Source organism: Pseudoalteromonas sp. 2CM39R (assembly GCF_023161845.1).
Genome location: NZ_JALNTM010000013.1, coordinates 35,356 through 52,818, shown reverse-complemented (window position 1 = coordinate 52,818; position 17,463 = coordinate 35,356). Strand labels below are relative to the sequence as shown.

General features: G+C 40.1%; 16 protein-coding genes. 12 read left to right on the top strand and 4 right to left on the bottom strand.

The features are described 5' to 3' along the window. Positions 1-128: 128 nt before the first annotated feature. The 3 genes from MTF66_RS25160 to MTF66_RS25150 are packed head-to-tail and all read right to left on the bottom strand — an operon-like array spanning position 129 to position 3,083. Positions 129-1,658, bottom strand: coding sequence for a PH domain-containing protein (locus MTF66_RS25160; RefSeq protein WP_374237588.1), 1,530 nt, complete (start codon positions 1,656-1,658; stop codon positions 129-131). Positions 1,659-1,668: 10 nt separating this feature from the next. After that, a complete protein-coding gene (locus MTF66_RS25155; protein ID WP_138623516.1) occupies positions 1,669-2,214 on the bottom strand; it encodes a PH domain-containing protein in 546 nt (181 codons plus the stop codon). 14 nt (positions 2,215-2,228) lie between these two features. Continuing rightward, the gene (locus MTF66_RS25150) at positions 2,229-3,083 is read right to left on the bottom strand and encodes a D-hexose-6-phosphate mutarotase (RefSeq protein ID WP_138623498.1); all 855 of its coding nucleotides are present in this window, start codon (positions 3,081-3,083) and stop codon (positions 2,229-2,231) included. A 415-nt stretch (positions 3,084-3,498) separates the two neighbouring features. Between MTF66_RS25150 and MTF66_RS25145 the strand changes: the two genes are divergently transcribed. From MTF66_RS25145 to MTF66_RS25090, 12 genes are all read left to right on the top strand, one after another. Further along, positions 3,499-3,981 carry a MarR family winged helix-turn-helix transcriptional regulator gene (locus MTF66_RS25145; protein WP_008112832.1) on the top strand — a complete coding sequence of 161 codons (483 nt, stop codon included), beginning with the start codon at positions 3,499-3,501 and terminating at the stop codon, positions 3,979-3,981. Positions 3,982-4,092: 111 nt separating this feature from the next. Next, complete coding sequence (locus MTF66_RS25140; RefSeq protein ID WP_138623496.1) at positions 4,093-5,349, top strand: porin; 1,257 nt, start codon at positions 4,093-4,095, stop codon at positions 5,347-5,349. Between the two features lie 147 nt (positions 5,350-5,496). After that, the gene (locus MTF66_RS25135) at positions 5,497-5,964 is read left to right on the top strand and encodes an RNA polymerase sigma factor (RefSeq protein ID WP_138623494.1); all 468 of its coding nucleotides are present in this window, start codon (positions 5,497-5,499) and stop codon (positions 5,962-5,964) included. Between the two features lie 17 nt (positions 5,965-5,981). Further along, positions 5,982-6,929 carry a FecR domain-containing protein gene (locus MTF66_RS25130; RefSeq protein WP_138623491.1) on the top strand — a complete coding sequence of 316 codons (948 nt, stop codon included), beginning with the start codon at positions 5,982-5,984 and terminating at the stop codon, positions 6,927-6,929. Positions 6,930-7,011: 82 nt separating this feature from the next. Beyond that, positions 7,012-9,648, top strand: a complete 2,637-nt coding sequence (locus tag MTF66_RS25125; RefSeq protein ID WP_248529021.1) for a TonB-dependent receptor domain-containing protein — start codon at positions 7,012-7,014, stop codon at positions 9,646-9,648. A 59-nt stretch (positions 9,649-9,707) separates the two neighbouring features. Further along, positions 9,708-10,298 carry a biliverdin-producing heme oxygenase gene (locus tag MTF66_RS25120; RefSeq protein ID WP_138623489.1) on the top strand — a complete coding sequence of 197 codons (591 nt, stop codon included), beginning with the start codon at positions 9,708-9,710 and terminating at the stop codon, positions 10,296-10,298. Next, positions 10,295-10,690: a YbaN family protein gene (locus MTF66_RS25115; protein WP_054202718.1), complete on the top strand. Its 396-nt coding sequence runs from the start codon at positions 10,295-10,297 to the stop codon at positions 10,688-10,690. The genes MTF66_RS25120 and MTF66_RS25115 overlap by 4 nt, the downstream gene beginning before the upstream one ends. Positions 10,691-10,795: 105 nt before the next feature. Beyond that, entirely contained in the window at positions 10,796-11,428 is a 633-nt protein-coding gene (locus MTF66_RS25110) for a PepSY-associated TM helix domain-containing protein (protein ID WP_041709754.1), read from the top strand. Next, a complete protein-coding gene (locus MTF66_RS25105; protein WP_138623487.1) occupies positions 11,428-11,934 on the top strand; it encodes a DUF2271 domain-containing protein in 507 nt (168 codons plus the stop codon). The genes MTF66_RS25110 and MTF66_RS25105 overlap by 1 nt, the downstream gene beginning before the upstream one ends. Positions 11,935-11,968: 34 nt before the next feature. Beyond that, positions 11,969-12,814 (top strand): DUF4198 domain-containing protein, encoded by an 846-nt coding sequence (locus MTF66_RS25100; protein WP_138623485.1) that lies wholly within the window; start codon positions 11,969-11,971, stop codon positions 12,812-12,814. Positions 12,815-13,062: 248 nt separating this feature from the next. Then, positions 13,063-15,597 (top strand): TonB-dependent siderophore receptor, encoded by a 2,535-nt coding sequence (locus MTF66_RS25095; RefSeq protein WP_138623483.1) that lies wholly within the window; start codon positions 13,063-13,065, stop codon positions 15,595-15,597. 206 nt (positions 15,598-15,803) lie between these two features. Continuing rightward, positions 15,804-16,694 carry a DUF4097 domain-containing protein gene (locus MTF66_RS25090; RefSeq protein ID WP_248529019.1) on the top strand — a complete coding sequence of 297 codons (891 nt, stop codon included), beginning with the start codon at positions 15,804-15,806 and terminating at the stop codon, positions 16,692-16,694. Positions 16,695-16,732: 38 nt separating this feature from the next. Here MTF66_RS25090 and MTF66_RS25085 read toward each other — a convergent pair whose 3' ends face one another. Further along, entirely contained in the window at positions 16,733-17,257 is a 525-nt protein-coding gene (locus tag MTF66_RS25085; protein ID WP_016899006.1) for a hypothetical protein, read from the bottom strand. Between the last annotated feature and the right edge of the window lie 206 nt (positions 17,258-17,463).

Sequence of the window (17,463 nt, the reverse complement as noted above, 5' to 3'; positions counted from 1 at the left end):
TAATACACCTAGGTTATTATTAAAAGGAAAAAACGGGCAGTAAAAAAGTGTAATAAAGCATGTGCAAATGTGTATTTACACCTGCTTTATTATTTAACCTGAACGCTAATTATTTACAACGGAGGAAATTACATCCAACTACGGGAGTCTGACTCAGCCTGCATAAGCGTAAAATCAATAATAAAGTCAGCATCTTGCTGTTTTAAATACGGAACATACGCACCGCCTGCAGCAAGTTGTATATACAGGCTTTTTAAGCCAGAACGACGCATAAAAAAGGTACTCACACTGCGAGCGCTTTGTGCTTTGTACAGCTCAAATACCCGGTAATGTACGCCAATCATACCTTTGCGCACTACCATATAAAAACGCCCATCTTGTTGATGAAGGTAATACCCATAACGTCTATAAGATAAAAACACTAACGTAGCTAATACCAAAAATAATGCTAACGGAATTAATACATTAAGTTGCATAAAGCTAATTAAAAACCCAGAAGCAACACTCGGTAGCAAGGCATAAAACACCATATTTTTATATAACAATGCCCTTTCTACCGCCTTGAATGCCAGCTTTTTACTGTCAAACCATGGGTAAATCCACTGACACACATTATCAACTTGCTCCTGCGTGAGCACAGGTAACACTAAGGTTTGTTTATTCTTTTTCGCCATACTTGCAGCGCCACCACTGCTGGCTTGCAAACACTCAACAGTAAAACGTTTCAATAGCCTAGCAATTAGGTTTTGCTTAATAACTATAGATTGCACTTTATCTAAACTAATTGATAGTTGATGGCGTTCTAACAGCCCTGCAATACGTTTAAATTTTTTATTTTTAAAATAAAGCTGATAATTATAGAACCGAATGAGCGACATAGTTACCGATAAAAACACCGCTATAAATACCAATATAAAAATCAAAGTAATTACTGCAAATACCGCTGCATTAGCCATCATACCCAGCTCTTGCTGATAAAAACCCTCTATTTTTGTTATAAACTGCTGCTCTAAAAAATCGATAGCCACATTCATAAAAGGGGCAATAGCGGCAAGCGCTAAAATGGCCATGTTCGACATTAAACCAAACTTAGCTATTTCTTTATTTGAAATGAATAAACTATTTTCGCCCTGCTCTTCAATATGAGATTGCGCTGTATCAGCTACTTCTGCTGATGGTTGCTGCTGTGCTTTGTAGTCAAATACTTGTTTGCGCATTTGCTGGGCATAACCGCTGGTTACTCCCGGCAATACCGCTTCTTGGGCAACGCTGCCGGCAGCATCAAAAATGCAATTAACTAAACCTACTGGAGTAAAATAAAAGGGCTCAGCTATGTTTACATTTTGCACCCTAGAAAACTTTAAGGTGAGTCGCTCTTTTTTAAATACACCTTTATTTAGTAAAATTTCATGCTCGTCAGTAATACAAAAACGAAAACTACGGTAATACAAAAAACAATAAGCAAGCAATGAAGTCAAAGCAATCGCGAGCGCAACTTGCCCCCAAAATAGTTTATTTTCTACCTGGGTAACAAATACCACTAACACAGGCAGTAAATTAAATAAGCCGTCTTTGACAAAGCGAACACTAAAATGCATCACAAAATAAGCCAATGCCCAGGGCGACACTTTTTGCCAATTAAGTGAAGGTGGAGTCATTTGCGTAGCATCAACACTCACTGGCAGTAGCCTCGCTTGTGGTATCATCGTGGCGATAGCTTTGTACAAATTGACGAATATTTTTGCACTTTTCGTGGGTCAGGCCGCTAATTTGTAAATCAGCACTCATACCACCTGCGCTGTAAAGCCGTAAACTTGCTAGACCCAGTTTTCGCTCTATTGGCCCACGATGTATTTCAATATGCTGCACTCGTGCTAACGGCAAAATAGTTACCTGTTGCCAAATAATACCCTTTTTAAACGCTATATCGTGGGTACGTAATGCACTACCTTGTAGTTTAATACTGAACACGCTGTATAACATACAAAGTAAAATTAATAGCGGAACAGCAACCAATAAGTAACCTTGCGCCATGGCTGCAAAATCTGTATTGAAATAACAAACAGCCGCTAGCACTAAGCAAAAAGGAATGAAAAATAACAACCAATTCAACTGTGCATGCAATAATGCTTTATCGGCAAGCGGTTCAAACTCTATGCTTTTATGTTGCGGTAGATCGGTTATTTGTTGATTCGTAAACACGCTTCGCTCCATTGGACGTATTGGCTTTAACCAAGCCACTTTATTGTTGTTACTATGGTATGACTTTGTTTTGGCTCAAGCGTAACCGCATCTTCAAGCACATTCGCAGCTTCTAGGCATAACATGCTTTTATAATCATCATCGGCAAAATTTGATAGCCGCTTTGATTTTTCAATCCATGGATTCCATAGTACGCACGACTGCGAGTTTTCTCTGCTAACACTGATCATCCCCTGAGGAGTATCAATTGTTTGAACTGCTGCGGCTTGGGTATAAACCATATCGGTTTCACGGGAAAAGTCGACCACATCATGTTGCTGATGAGGCCCTTGACCAAATTCTATATATTGCGCCCCTTGCAGCCCTGCCACTCGGGTATTATTAATATCTTCTGTTGGAAAGTAAGTATGCAGTGCTTGTGTATAACTAAATGGTACGTTGCCTAAATTACAGGTGGTTAAACGCACCTCTAATTGCTCTGATAAGATAAACTCAACCCGTAATGACGACTGATGCGGCCAAAAAGTAGAATCTACCTGCTTCATTGGTAATTTAAGGCTCACAGTAACCTCGCTGTCGGTTTCATGTACTTCATCGGCTTGCCATACATGCGTACGGGCAAAGCCATGCGCGGGGAAGTCCGAATTTTCATGTTGCCCAAACCAAGGCCAGCAAATAGGAATGCCACCACGAATACTTTTCCCCTCGCTAAAGGTTTCATCCCCAGACACCCATAATAATGGCAATTTACCTTTGGGTGTAAACTCAGTTATTTGCCCACCTTGTAAAAATATTTTCGCCTCACATTGGCGACTATTAATACTAATAAATTCTAAACCGCTATGTGTACGCTCAATACATACTGAGGGTGATAATTGCATTTTATTTCCTTTAACACTGAGACTAATTTCTAATACTTAACCTGAGTACAGGTTACTTGTACACAAACAATAATGCATGCTTAAAGCATAAGCTACATAGAATAGTTATTTAAATTGAGTTAGTTACTATACTTTTATGCCACATCAATGGCTAAATTACGACTAAAGTTTTACATCCGTGGCTTGCGTATCGCTTTTAACCTACGTAAGGTGCGCAACCTTAGCAAACAGAATGTTATGAACGTTTAATAAATTAAAGATAATAAATACTATTTTAATTACTGCTCAAATTAATAAAAACCAATAAAAACTAATAACAGCGGGCTGAAATAACATATATCATTTGAATTCAATTTATTTGATGTGTAACATTTCATGATTACGGCAAATGATTCGCCTTCCATGAGACAAGCAAATGCAAAAATATGACGAATTACTAGTTTCTTTACGTAAGGTGATCCGTGCGATTGACTTACATTCAAAGCAACTTAATAAAACAGCGGGTTTAACAGGGCCACAACTGCTTATCATGCAGGAAGTGTCTCAAACTGATGGTATTACCGCCAGCCGTATTGCGCAAAACGTTAACTTAAGCCCAGCAACGGTTACTAATATTCTTGACCGAATCGAGAGTAAAAACTTAGTAACACGTGTTCGCAGTCAAATGGATAAGCGCCGAGTCAGCTTATACCTTACCGAACAAGGTAAAGAACTACTCGAAAAAGCACCACAGCCATTACAAGAGCATTTTATCGAAAAATTTTCAGCACTTGCTGAATGGGAACAGAGTTTACTCCTTTCATCAATGCAGCGTATTGCCGCAATGATGGATGCAGATAAGCTAGACGCCTCCCCGCTTTTAGAAGTAGGCGCACTGTTTCAAACCCCTAAAGAATAAAACGCAGTATAAAAACAATAAACTAAATTAGCCTGCCATTTTCCCCTTTTTCCACACTAAGAGGTGCATTTTTGCGCCTTTATTTTTTTAATCACAATCAAAACGGCTATTATGACTAAACTCTCAAAACTAACACTCGCCTTAATTTTAGGTGGTGTTGCTAGTAATTCTTATGCATCAAATCTTCAACCTCTCCAAAGCCAATTAACGCAGTTAAAGCAACAAGTAGAAAAGCTTGAAAGCAAACTCACTGAAAAAAAAGCTCAGCAACTAACTGATGAAGCTGCAAAGCCTGAACAGCAATCATCAGGAATAAAGATAGGGGGTGCCATTCGCGCTAACTACGGCATTAACTCTTACGATGATGACAATGAAGATCGCGGTGGCGACTTTGATTTTGATATTTTCCGTTTAAATGTCTCTGGTGAAATTAATGATATTTCAGTAAATGGTGAAGTACGCTTTTACGATTACATGACAGTAGTGAAATACGCTTACTTAGGGTATGAATTTATTGATGGCTGGGAAGGTCAAGCTGGTATAACCGCCGTACCGTTTGGTAATGGCCCTTACAATTCTCACAGCTACTTTTTTAGCACTAACTACTATGTTGGCCTAGAAGATGACTTTGATTTAGGGGTAGTTGCTAAACGTAAGCTTAAAGACAACTGGACACTTGATCTTGGCTTTTTTAAAAATGATGAACTTGGCGGAGTTGATGGCTCAGCATCAGATAAAAACCACCGTTACTCTTATGACATTATTGGCAGTCGCCCTGCCGATGAAGGAACCTATGCCGAGCCTGCAAAGCAACTTGGTGAATACAACACTTTTGCTGGTCGAGCCACTTATCAACTTAAGCACAGTAAAAATATAACCACAGATTTAGGTGTATCGCTACTCAGTGGTGGACTACATGATGGTGAAGACCGCGCGGGTAATTACAGTGCGTGGGCTGTTCATTTAAACAGCAACATTAATAACTGGAACATTCAATTTCAACACGGCGAATACGACTACGACTTAGATGATGGCAGCAACCGCTTTGCAGTGGGTGCCTACAATTACTTCGATAGCGTGTCGAGCCAAGCTACAATGACCAACTTTAATGTTGCCTACGACTACGCACTAGAATGGGGTCCAGTTACCAACCTACAGTTTTATAACGACTATGGGATCATCTACAACAAATCAGATAATAGCGCCAATACTTGGATGAATGTAACCGGTATGAGCATTACTGCTGGGGGGTTCTTTAGTTATGTTGATTTTGTACAAGCCCGCAATCAACCCTTTATTGGCGGTACCATTATTGGTGGTGGCGATACCGAGCGCCGGTTTAATATTAATTTAGGCTATTACTTTTAACTCTCTCCTCAGCCCAGTAGCCATACTGGGCTGAACTTAAATCAAATAGCTGCTTTAAAAAGCACAAACACAAATAAAAACGATTGCCATTTGCATTGGTTGACGTTAGTATCCACCCCCTTTTTAGAAACCTTAAATTGGTGCGCCTTGGAACGCTATTACGCTGAAGTATTAAGTTATATTTCTCGCTCGATTGGATGCAAACATAAAGCGCAAAACATCGTTCAAGAAGCATACACACGCTTATTAAGCTACCGTAAACGCAACCCTGAGCATGACACATCCCAGCAACGGGCTTTATTTTTCAAAACGGCTAAACACATCGTTATTGATAACTATCGCCGTAATTACGCCGTTACAGACCCTGTTGAGCAAGAGTTAATCGCACCTAGCGATTATGAACCCGAAGCAAAGCTGGCAAGCCAACAACAACTCAGTCTGCTTTATAGGTGTATTGAGCAATTACCTCAAAAAACTAAACAAGCCTTTGTACTATATAAATTTAAAAACCTAACGTACCAACAAGTTGCAGATCAGATGGGGATTTCTGTCAGTATGGTTGAAAAACATTTAGCCATCGCTATGCTGGCATGTCGCAATACAATAAAAAAATAACCACGGGAATATAAGCAATGGACCGTCAGCAAACACAATTGCAACTGCAAGCAAATACTTGGCTTGAAAAACAAAAAGTTGGGTTAACTGCATCACAAAAAAAGGCTTTTATTCAATGGCTCAATACCAGTAAGGCGCATCAAACCGCTTACCAAGAAAGTGTGCAGGTTGAACGGCTATTAACGCAATTTAGTGAACATGAAATTGAACAACTCAATACACCAAAACCTAAAAGATTTTTATCTACATGGGCTATAGCAGCATGTGCTGCCTGTTTAATGCTCACTATTACCGGGTATCAGTTGTGGCCAAATGAAGTATCGCCCACCCAGTATACTGCTCATTATAAATCAAACCGAGGTGAACAATTTGATATTGCTCTACCCGATGGTTCCCAGCTAAGCGTAGATGCAAAAACACAAATTTCACTCGACTTTAACCCTAACTCACGTAAAAACAAACTCGTTCAAGGGCGTGTATTTTTTAATGTAGCCAGTGACTTACAGCGTCCTTTTATTGTTAGCACTGATGATACAAAAATCACTGTGCTGGGCACTCGCTTCAGCGTTGATAAAAAAAAGCATAGCACGCGTATCAGCGTCGAACATGGAAGGGTAAAGATACAAAACAACCACCACCTAATTGAGTTAGTACAAGGACAGCACGTTGTATTTAACGAGCTTGGAATGGATGTGCAAACAATAGACCCTACACTTGTTGATGCATGGCGTAGTGGCCGATTAGTTTTTAGTAACGCACCGCTTGTGGAAGTATGTGCTGAATTTAACCGTTATCATGACACAGAGTTTACGTTCTCCGATGATCGAGTTGCTGCGCTAAAAGTATCTGGGACATTTTCAGCTGTTCAACTTGATAACTTTCTAAACCTATTACCACACGTGCTCCCTGTTGAAATTAAACGCGAAAATAATCAAGTTATTATAAGTAAGGCGGACAATTCTTAAAAATAAATAATCTTTTTATTGAGGGATTCTCATTATCATTCGTTTTCATATAAACAACTTTGCTTTATATGGAACAATTGCAATGAATACAATAACTCGTTACGGTATTAAACTATCTCCCATCGCCTTAGCTTTAGGGGTTGCTGTTAGCTTTCCCACAACAGCTCAAAGTACCTCCACTATAGTAACGTTTAATATTGCTCAACAACCTTTGAGTACTTCACTTAATTTGCTCGCTGAGCAAGCAAATATGAATCTCATTGCAGATGCATCTTTATTGCGAGAGCTAAAAGCACCAGCAATTTATGGACAAAAAACACTAATAGGCGCTTTAACATTTACATTAGAAGAAACTGGCCTCAGTGCAAAAATTGTCAATAACAGCATTATTATCCAGAAAAATGGTGCTATAAAAGAAACAAAACAACAAAATAAGCGTGATTTGCACAATAAAAAAGCGAATAAGCATGCCCATAAAGATATCCCTGAAAACATCGAAGTCATTGTTGTAAGTGGCAACAAAATTCAATTAGACCGCCACCAGCTCGAACGCAGTAAAGGCAGTTCAAATTCAGATATTTTTTCAACGTTTACCGGCATCGACGCAAATAATTTACGTAACGAAGCTGGCGCACTCGATATTGGTATTCGTGGTGTTCAAGGTGAAGGTCGAGTGCCTATTTTTATTGATGGGAGCTTGCAGTCCACCCACACAAACCGTGGCTACATGGGCACCTCAGATAGAACCTACATCGACTCAGATTTTATTAGTACTGTTGCCCTTGAAAAGGGTACAACAGCAAAAAGTGGCGCATTTAGTGCTGGCGCAATTGGCGGAACAGTTAATATCAGAACACTCAACACCACTGATATTCTGACAAAGGATCAAAGCGTTGGCGCGTTGATTAAACTTAAAACGTATAACAATAATCACACACCTACAGTCTCCGATAACCCATGGCAGCAACAGTACTATCAGGTGAGTAACCACAATAGCACTAGTGACTTTGATAATGGCGGTATTTTACTCGCAGGTGCATTTAAAACGGATCAATTAAATGCTGTGCTTGCCTATAGTGATAAAAAAACAGGTAACTATTTTGCTGGTAAACACGGCTTTGAAAACTTTGTTGAAACGTATGATTGGGGCCAAGTATTACCCCCTGTTAATCAACACGGTGAAGTAGTCAATACCAGCTTTGAAAGCGAATCCTACCTTGCAAAAGTACAATATGCTTTTAACGATGAACATGACATTGAATTAAATACTCGCCATCACCAGCAACAAGCGGGTGAAATGTTGGCTTCATACTGGTTCAAGCAACGCGAAGGGGATTTTTGGATACTCCCTGATGGTGAATATGGCACAATACCCGCCAACATAGAAACCATGCCACAATGGCAGCCTGGTACAGCGCTGGTTAATAGCGCAAGCTTGCTTTATCGCTTTCTACCCACGAATAATCCATTAGTCGATTTGAAGATCAACGCATGGACAACCAACGCAAAGTTACAACAGTATAACGCCTTGGCCAGTAATTTAGGCCCTAATGCACTGCAATACTTTCACGAATACAGCAACCAACGCCACGGTGTCGGAATTTATAACAGCGCTGCTTTTACTGTTTCTTCAATCCCCACAGTATTAATGTATGGCGCTTCTTGGCAAAACGAGGTACTAAAACCTAAAGCAGGAGCACTGGAGTATTTTTACACCGATAAAACCACCTCTCGTGACGGCAAACAAACTGTTCGCAGTGTGTTTGTAAATGGCCAGTTTGATTTCGATCCCATTGAGTTAACCTTGAACCTAAACCATCATGATTCTAGTACGCATGACCATCAAGGGGAGCATGCAATAAAGTTTTCGCCAAAAACAGATTTTACAGCACTGCTTCATTACAATGTATTTGATAACACCACGCTAAAAGCAAAGTACAGCAAAGCGTATCGAATGCCGAATATCTACGAGACGACTATTTCAAATGAAGTATTTACCTACTCGTCTGATTACCCTGTTATACCTGAAAACAGCAACACCTTTGAGTTAGGTATCGAAAGCCATTTTAGTAATGCGTTAATTAAAGGGGATCGTCTAACGCTATCCGCTAGCTATTTCGACACTCGTATTGAACACATGTTAGCAACCGCACAATTGCCAAATAAAGATCCGGATGCTGAACCATGGCAAACTACAAAATATACATTCACCAATTACGATAGCTTTGAGTTACCAGGTATTGAGCTTAATCTAAATTACCAAAGTGATTTATTTTACAGCACAGTTTCATATACCAATTACACCAATATAAAAATCTGTTCTGCCTTAATTAGTAATATTGAGCAAGTTGATCGCTGTAACGGTCAAGGTTTTTCAGGCAGTTTAACGCCCCTTCGTATTCCTCCTAAACGAAACCTTGTTGTTGGCTTTGGGAGCACCTTCATTGATGATCAACTGGACATCGGCTTCACTTATAAAGGGCATTCTGATAAACAGCACCCGGCAGGATTTTTAAGCGGTACTGGTGCCAAGGCAGTTAGTAAAATTCCAGCAAGTTATCAACTCGATTTTTACGCGAACTATAAGTTTAACGATATGTTCAGCGGATTTACCACAATCACTAACCTCACAGATAGATACATAGTGTCATCCGGTTCAATTGTTGCCATGCCAGAGCCAGGCAGAACTGTAACTTTGGGGCTAGAGATAAAGCTATAGCTAATTAGGGCTATTCACTTAGCCCACTTTTACTTAAACCGTCATAACTAGGAGTCAACATGACTAGCACCACTTTAGCCCCCTCTCGTGCATTACAATTAAAAGCCAGTACAGCTGACGTACATGACAACATAGATAAAAGCATTATGGATAAAGACCCATTTGCAAACACTGAAAACTATATCCAGTTTTTAACGTTACAATATTATTTTTTAAATGATGTGTCTGCGCTTTATGACCACAGCGAATTAAATATGGTCATTGAAAATTTAGCAGCGCGCCGACGTTTAAATATGCTTGAGCAAGACTTTCAAGATCTTGAATACCCAGTGCCTGCATCAGCGTTCACTTCATTAATTAGCAACGAGACTGACTTAGCAACAGCGCTGGGCTGGCTTTATGTAGTAGAAGGGTCAAAAGTTGGCGCTGCAATGCTAGGCAAACAAGCGCAAGCTAGACTACTGTTAACAAAAAAGTATGGTGCCCGTTATTTATCAGGCCCTGGTGCAGGTCGTGGCAGTGACTGGCGTCATCTAGTACAATTAATTGATAGTATTGAGCTAAATGACACACAAGAGCGCGCATTGATCAATGGTGCACGCCAAGCGTTTACTCGATTCCAACTTTTTCAGGCGCATGTCTATTCATGAATTTAAAGGTCGCTTTAGTCGCATATAAGAATGCGGGATACCAACTATTAGGATTAGCGTTAGTTGGTTTGGGGATTATTGGCATTTTATTACCTGTTATGCCCACCACTATTTTCTTTATTTTGGCATTAGCATGTTTTACACGTTCATCGCCAAAGCTTGCGACTTGGTTACTCGAACACCCTCGTTATGGCGCGACTTTGCGCCATTGGCACAGCCACAAGGTCGTGCCACTAAAAGCTAAATGGTTTGCGGGCATAGGTATGCTAATAGGCTTTATATTTTTATTATACAGCAGCTCTCCTTCTTGGGTTATTGTCCTAGTTGCTGTTGTTGAAGTGCTGGTTTTGACTTACTTAATTTCTAAGCCCTCAACTCCACCTAAAAACTAATACGTTCGATATAAGCAAAATAAAGTGTAAAGTTTGGTAAATAAATTTGTAACAGCTAATGCAAATCATTATCATCCGTATAAATTAATTAAATCAGCACCTTTTATGCCCTTTGTTAATAAACGCGCTTTATATAGTACGAGTCGTGCTTTACATATCTATATTTCTACCGCTTTGTTTTTTTTACTTATTCTATTTTGTGTAAGCGGCATAGTGCTAAATCATGTTGACTGGTTAAAAAACGATAAAAACAACGGCCAAATTACCGCAGCAATTCCAGCTGAACTACTTGTAAAAGCACAAACAGAATTAAATACACTACCTACTATTTATCCTCAAATAGAAGCTTACCTAGCCAAGCAATATGGGCTGAATAAAGTAAAAAGCATTGAATGGGAAAAGCAAGATTCACTGGTCATGCTCGACTATCCATTACCAGCAGGCTACGCCTACGCAGAATTTGATTTTATTAGTGGCGAATTGTTACTCGATTATCAAACCGGGGGGTTTTTAAGTGTAATTGGCGACCTACATAAAGGTCGTTACAGCGGTGAAGTATGGAGCTGGGTTATTGATATATCAGCAGTGCTGATGATCCTATTTGCCATCACCGGCATGATTATTTTATTTCAAAATAGAAAAAAACGCTTAGCAGGAATATGGATAACCGCATTAGGTGTAGCAACACCTATCGTTATTTACCTGTGTTGGGTACCACAAATAAAAGGAGTGTCTTAATGTTTAAAATTAAACCATGGCTAAGCATCACGCTGTTAGTCGCCGCGCTATTTCAAATTAATGCTCATGCACAATCGCCAAGGTTAGAAGTTGAATTAACCCTCGCCGATTTAAACGTGCAACCTTACCACCGACCTTATGTTGCTGTATGGCTGGAAACACCAGATCGCAAACACGTAACAACGCTTGCACTATGGGTTCAAAAAGCAGAATGGTTTAAAGATCTACGCCAATGGTGGCGCAAAGCCGGTAAAAGTAATGCTCAGTTTGATGGTGTCAGCGGCGCAACCAAGCGTGCCGGCACATATACAATTAGTTGGGATGGCAACGATCTAAACGGTAACCCTGTGACGCCCGGTAAATACCTACTTAATATTGAAGTTGTGCGCGAAGAAGGTGGCCGTGATTACAGCCGCATTGAGCTTGATTTAACTCAATCAGAGAAAATAACTATTGAAGGTAAAAACGAATTTGCGACCAGCTTTGTCACTGTAAGCGCTAGGTAACCCCTACTTATCATTCAAATTTAAAGGAAAAATAATGAACGTTAGTTTATCAAAAATTGCATTAATAGGCGCACTGAGTTTATCGGCGCTTGTATCAACAGCGGCAAATGCACATGCCCGTTGGTTACTACCTTCGCACACTTCGCTTTCTGGCGATAAAGCGCATTACGTTATGATTGACGCAAGTATTTCTAACGAAATTTTTGCACCTGATAAAGCATTTCGTCCAAGCACAAAAGGCGCAGAGTACGACGATACTCTGCTTATGGCACTTGCCCCAAATGGCGAGCAAGTTACCGATACCATTCGTGCCTATTACCTAAAGCGCAAAAGCTCTGCAGCAGTAAAACTTCAGCAACAAGGCACCTATCATATTGCGATGACGCAAAAACCTATGTACATGACATTTTACAAAAATGCAGCAGGTGAGCGAAGCCGTGTATTCGCTAAAAAAGCAGATGCCAACTTACCTAAAGACGCCAGCGATATCACCACAATTAAAACCATCTCTACTGTTGATACCTTTGTTAGCCATAATGGCACGTCAAAACCCGCTCAACTAGGTCAAGGCTTAGAGCTAAGCGGCCCAACCCATCCAAACGACTTATTTGTTGGTGAGCAAGCACGCTTTCAACTACTAAGCGATGGCAAGCCGGTTGGCGAAGGGATTGAAATAAGTATTTTAAAAGGTGATACACGTTACCGTAATAGCCGTGGTGAGATTAAAGTAACCACAGATAAAGACGGTTTTTTTGCCACTACTTGGCAACACCCTGGTTTATACCTAATTGAAACGTCTCAAAAAGTAACAGTTAATGAAGCTGGCGTAGACGTAGGTCGCTATGCACTATTTACAACCCTTGAAGTAGCACCTGAGTAATTATTAAATATTATTTATTAGGCCAAGCAAATAGTTTGGCCTTTTTTATCACTTAGTCTGCCATTTTCTCTGCATAAATCGGCATATTCTTAATATTTTTCACTTTTCGCTCTATCCTCATTTTAGCCTAGTATTAGGATCACTTCTTTTTATAAAAATAGTTGAATAACATAGTCAATTTAGATCTTTGCGGTGCACTAGCCGCTTCTATATGATGCGCACTTTTCAAAATCTTCAAGGCACGCTTAATGACTTTTCAGCATTTATCAGCTAATAAAAAATTAGCACTTAGCTTGGCTATTACCACCGCACTTAGCGCCTCTTTTTCAGTTGCGAATGCGGCTGAGCAAACTAACCAAGTGGAAGAGAATATCGAAGTAATTTCAGTAACTGGCACGCGCCGCAGCTTACGAAGTATTGCGCAAAGTACCGTGCCTGTGGATATTATTAGCAGCGACGATATGGCAAGCACAGGTCAACTTGAAATCAGCCAAGTGCTCGCTAACCAAGTACCAAGCTTTAACTACCCAAGTGCCACACTGTCTGATGGTACTGATCATGCTCGCCCAGCGGTTTTAAGAGGCCTTGCACCTGATCACACTCTAGTGCTTATTAATGGTAAACGTCGCCACTCTGGTGCGTTATTAAACTTAGGCGGTACGGTTGGTCGCGGCTCTACCGCGGTTGATTTAAACATGATCCCCACCTCTGCAATTAAGCGTGTTGAGGTACTACGTGATGGGGCAGCAGCACAATATGGTTCTGACGCCATTGCGGGTGTAATCAATATTGTTTTAAAAGATGCAACCGAAGGCGGTAGTGTTAGCGTAACTTATGGCCAATACGACAGCCAAATGGCCGGTGTACCACAACTAAATAGCACTTATGCTGATGAGAACGGTAACCTTGCTTTTAATTTAGGCGACGATCGTCAAGTTAACGACGGTAATACCCGCACAATTAGCGCAAATTCTGGTTTTTCACTGGCAGACAATGGCTTTTTAAACGTCTCGATTGAATACCGTGATAACGACTCAACTCAACGCTCTGGTTTTGATCCGCGCGAACAATACAGCCGCCTAGATGATGGCAGCCTAGACCCACGCGAATTTACAATCAACCGCTATAATCATCGTTTTGGTAAAGCTGAGCTTGAAGATTACGCGTTGTTTTACAACATGGGATACGACTTAGATAACGGCTTTAATGTTTATTCGTTTGGTAGCTATTCTGAGCGTGAAGGTAACTCGGGCGGATTTTACCGCCGCGCAAAAGACAGCCGCAATGTTTTAGAGCTATACCCCAATGGCTTTTTGCCACAAATTGCTACAGACGTAAAAGATTACTCGCTGGCATTTGGTTTACAAGGCGAGAGTGGCGATTGGGCATGGGATGTAAGTACTAACTATGGTCGAAATGACTTTGGTTTAGGGGTTGTAAATAGCCTAAATACTTCGCTAGGTACTAATAGCCAAACTGAGTTTGATAACGGCGCCATGGTTTACGATCAATTTTTAGTTAATTTTGATGCAAATACCACCGTTGATTTTGGCCTACCTGATGATATATTTTTCACTATTGGTGCTGAGTATCGCCGTGAAAGCTATAAAATAGAGCAAGGTGAAGAAGCTTCTTATATTACTGCACTTGATGACAACGGCAACCCAATTGCTGCTGGCGGCGCGCAAGTGCTTCCTGGTTTTGGACCACAAAGCGCAACTAACGAAAGCCGTCATAACGTTGCCGTATTTGCTGAATTTGACACTTATTTAACTGATAAGTGGAATGTAGTTTTAGCCAGTCGTTATGAAGATTACAGCGATTTTGGTAACACATTTACTTCAAAATTAGCCACGCGTTACAGTATTACCGACAACCTATCATTACGTGGTGCTGCCAGTACTGGGTTTCGTGCGCCGTCACTTGCACAAAGCTCGTACCGTCAAATATCGACTATTCTTGAAAATAACCAGCCTTTTGAAGTTGGCCTATTTCCAAGCTCTGCTCCTGCAGCGCAAGCATTAGGTGCAAAACAGCTCGATGCCGAAGACTCGGTTAATGTTACCGCTGGATTTGTTTATACCCAAGGTAACTTTAGTTTAACGGTTGATGCGTACCGCATTGATATTGATGACCGGATCGTACTCTCTGAAAACTTAAGCGGTAACGCTGTGCAGCAAATTCTAGCCAATGCGGGCGAACTAAATACCGAAAGTGTGCGTTACTTTACTAACGCCATAGATTCGCGCACGCAAGGTGTTGATATTGTGGCAACGTACATGCTTGATTTAAATACATTGGGTGATCTGCGCTTAAACGCAGCAGCAAACATTAATGACACCGAAGTGACTCATGTTGATGCAAACCCAAGCGAGCTAAGTTCTTTAGGTGATGACTACGTGGTATTTGCCCGTCGTGAAGTCGGTCGTTTTGAGCAAGGCACACCCGATAACAAGCTAAACCTATCAGCCGTTTGGAGCTTTAACCAATGGCAAACAACCTTGCGTGCAACTCGCTATGGGGAAGTGGCAGATATTTCAACTACCAGCGATGGTGATGAATATTTAGATGCCAAATGGATCACTGATTTAGAAGTTGCTTATCGCCCTAATGATGCGTGGAAGTTTGCAGTAGGTGCAAATAACCTATTTGATCAGTATCCACAAGCAACGGTAGATAACATTGGCTACTCTAACTTTGGGCAAATATTTCCATACACGCCTTATACACCCTACAGTTTAGATGGGCGCTTTTTATACGGTAACATTACTTATAGCTTTTAAGTAAACATCAATTAAAAATAGAGTAATTACAAAAGGATGCATCGCGCATCCTTTTTATTAACATTTAGTCTTTTTCACCATATTTTGGCATTTTATCTTTTTAGCAATCACTGTCATTTCATATAAAACAATAACTTACATTTCGGTCTCATTTTTGCTCTATACTTTGTATATTAACTAAAATAATCAATATCAAAGGACTAAACATGAGCGCATCAACTCTATTCAACTTCACTAAGCCCGTTTCACTAATTAGCGGTATTTTATTACTCAGCGGTTGTGTATTTCATATATCGCCTAGCGTTGCGTCGGTAAAACAAACACAACAACTTACATTACCTAGCAATAACCTTGAATACCTAGACGTACTAAGCGGCGCAGGTTCACTTAAAATAACAGGCTCATCAACAGCAACCAGTATTAGTGTTAACGCCACTATATACACTGCCGACATTGACGATGAATACGAACTCACACTCGAGCAAAACGGTACACAAGCAAAGCTTATTGCACAAAACAAAAGTAATACTGGAATTACCTTTTACAGCGGTCAATCACCAAGTATTGATTTAGTGGTCACTGTACCTAACAAGCTAAATTTAGATATTAACGACGGCTCAGGCGATATTGTTATTAACGCGATGCAAAGCAATATTGATGTAAAAGATGGCTCTGGCAGTATTGATATTAATAGTGCTAAAAACTTAAATATTGACGATGGCTCGGGCAGTATTTACGTAAAAAATGTAGTCGGCGATTTAGCATTAAATGATGGTTCAGGTAGCATTGATATTGATAATGTCAGTGGTAATGTCGCAATTGAAGATGGCTCTGGCGAAATGCAAGTCACTAATGTAACAGGCGCATTAAACGTTGAAGATGGCTCGGGCGGCATAACTATCAAGCATATTAATGGCGCAGTTACCGTAGACGATAACTCTGGAGATATGCTGATTGAACATATTGACTCAAGCGTAACTATTGAAGATGGCTCTGGCGATATTCGCGTTAATCACGCTAAAGGGCTAACTATTACAGAAGCAGGCTCTGGCGATGTTAGCATCGATAATATCTCTGGTTCAGTAAAGCTAGACTAATAATCTAATTTTGCTTTCGAATTATATAAAACGGTCAATTAATTGACCGTTTTTGGCTTTGTATAATCAATAGTGTGGTCACAGCTGCCATCGTTTTCACAATCATTTATTCCATCGCCATCGCTATCCCAGCTTGGGTGCATAGTTTTTACAGGCACGGCTACACCTGCATGTTTAATGATGGTTAACTTATAATCACTTGTTTCACCACGTCTCGCTGCATTACGCATTAAATAAACTCGCACAATATAATCTCCATCTGTGCTGAGTTGATATTTAGCTTCATGCCCTTCTATTGAGCCAATAAATACGGCTTCATTACTGTCTAAGGGCAAAATATTAAAGTAGTTACTTAAATTTGAAGGAGTCAGGGTCACATTCAGAATATCACCTGCTTTTGCACTAACTAAATAGTCATTAAATTCATCACCAGTAATTTGCTGTTCAAGCTCAGCTCGCTGTGGTTCAAACTCAACCTTGTACTGTTGAGCTTGCACCGTTTGTGTAAATACCGCAGCAAACACAGTGGTCAGCATAATTTTTAAAAGCAGCTTAATACTCATTTTAGTTCCTATAAAAAACATATTATTAAATTTAATGGTACACAATAAAGTAATACCAATTCGCTTAATTAAGTGAACTATTTTGAGGGAGGGCAATCGTGTCGATAGCAAGGTAAAACATTGTTATTTAGTTGTTCTAAAAGAGAAGTTTTTAACGCAACTAACATCTGGTTTACCCCTTCAAATGATTAAATAGTATTGCGGAT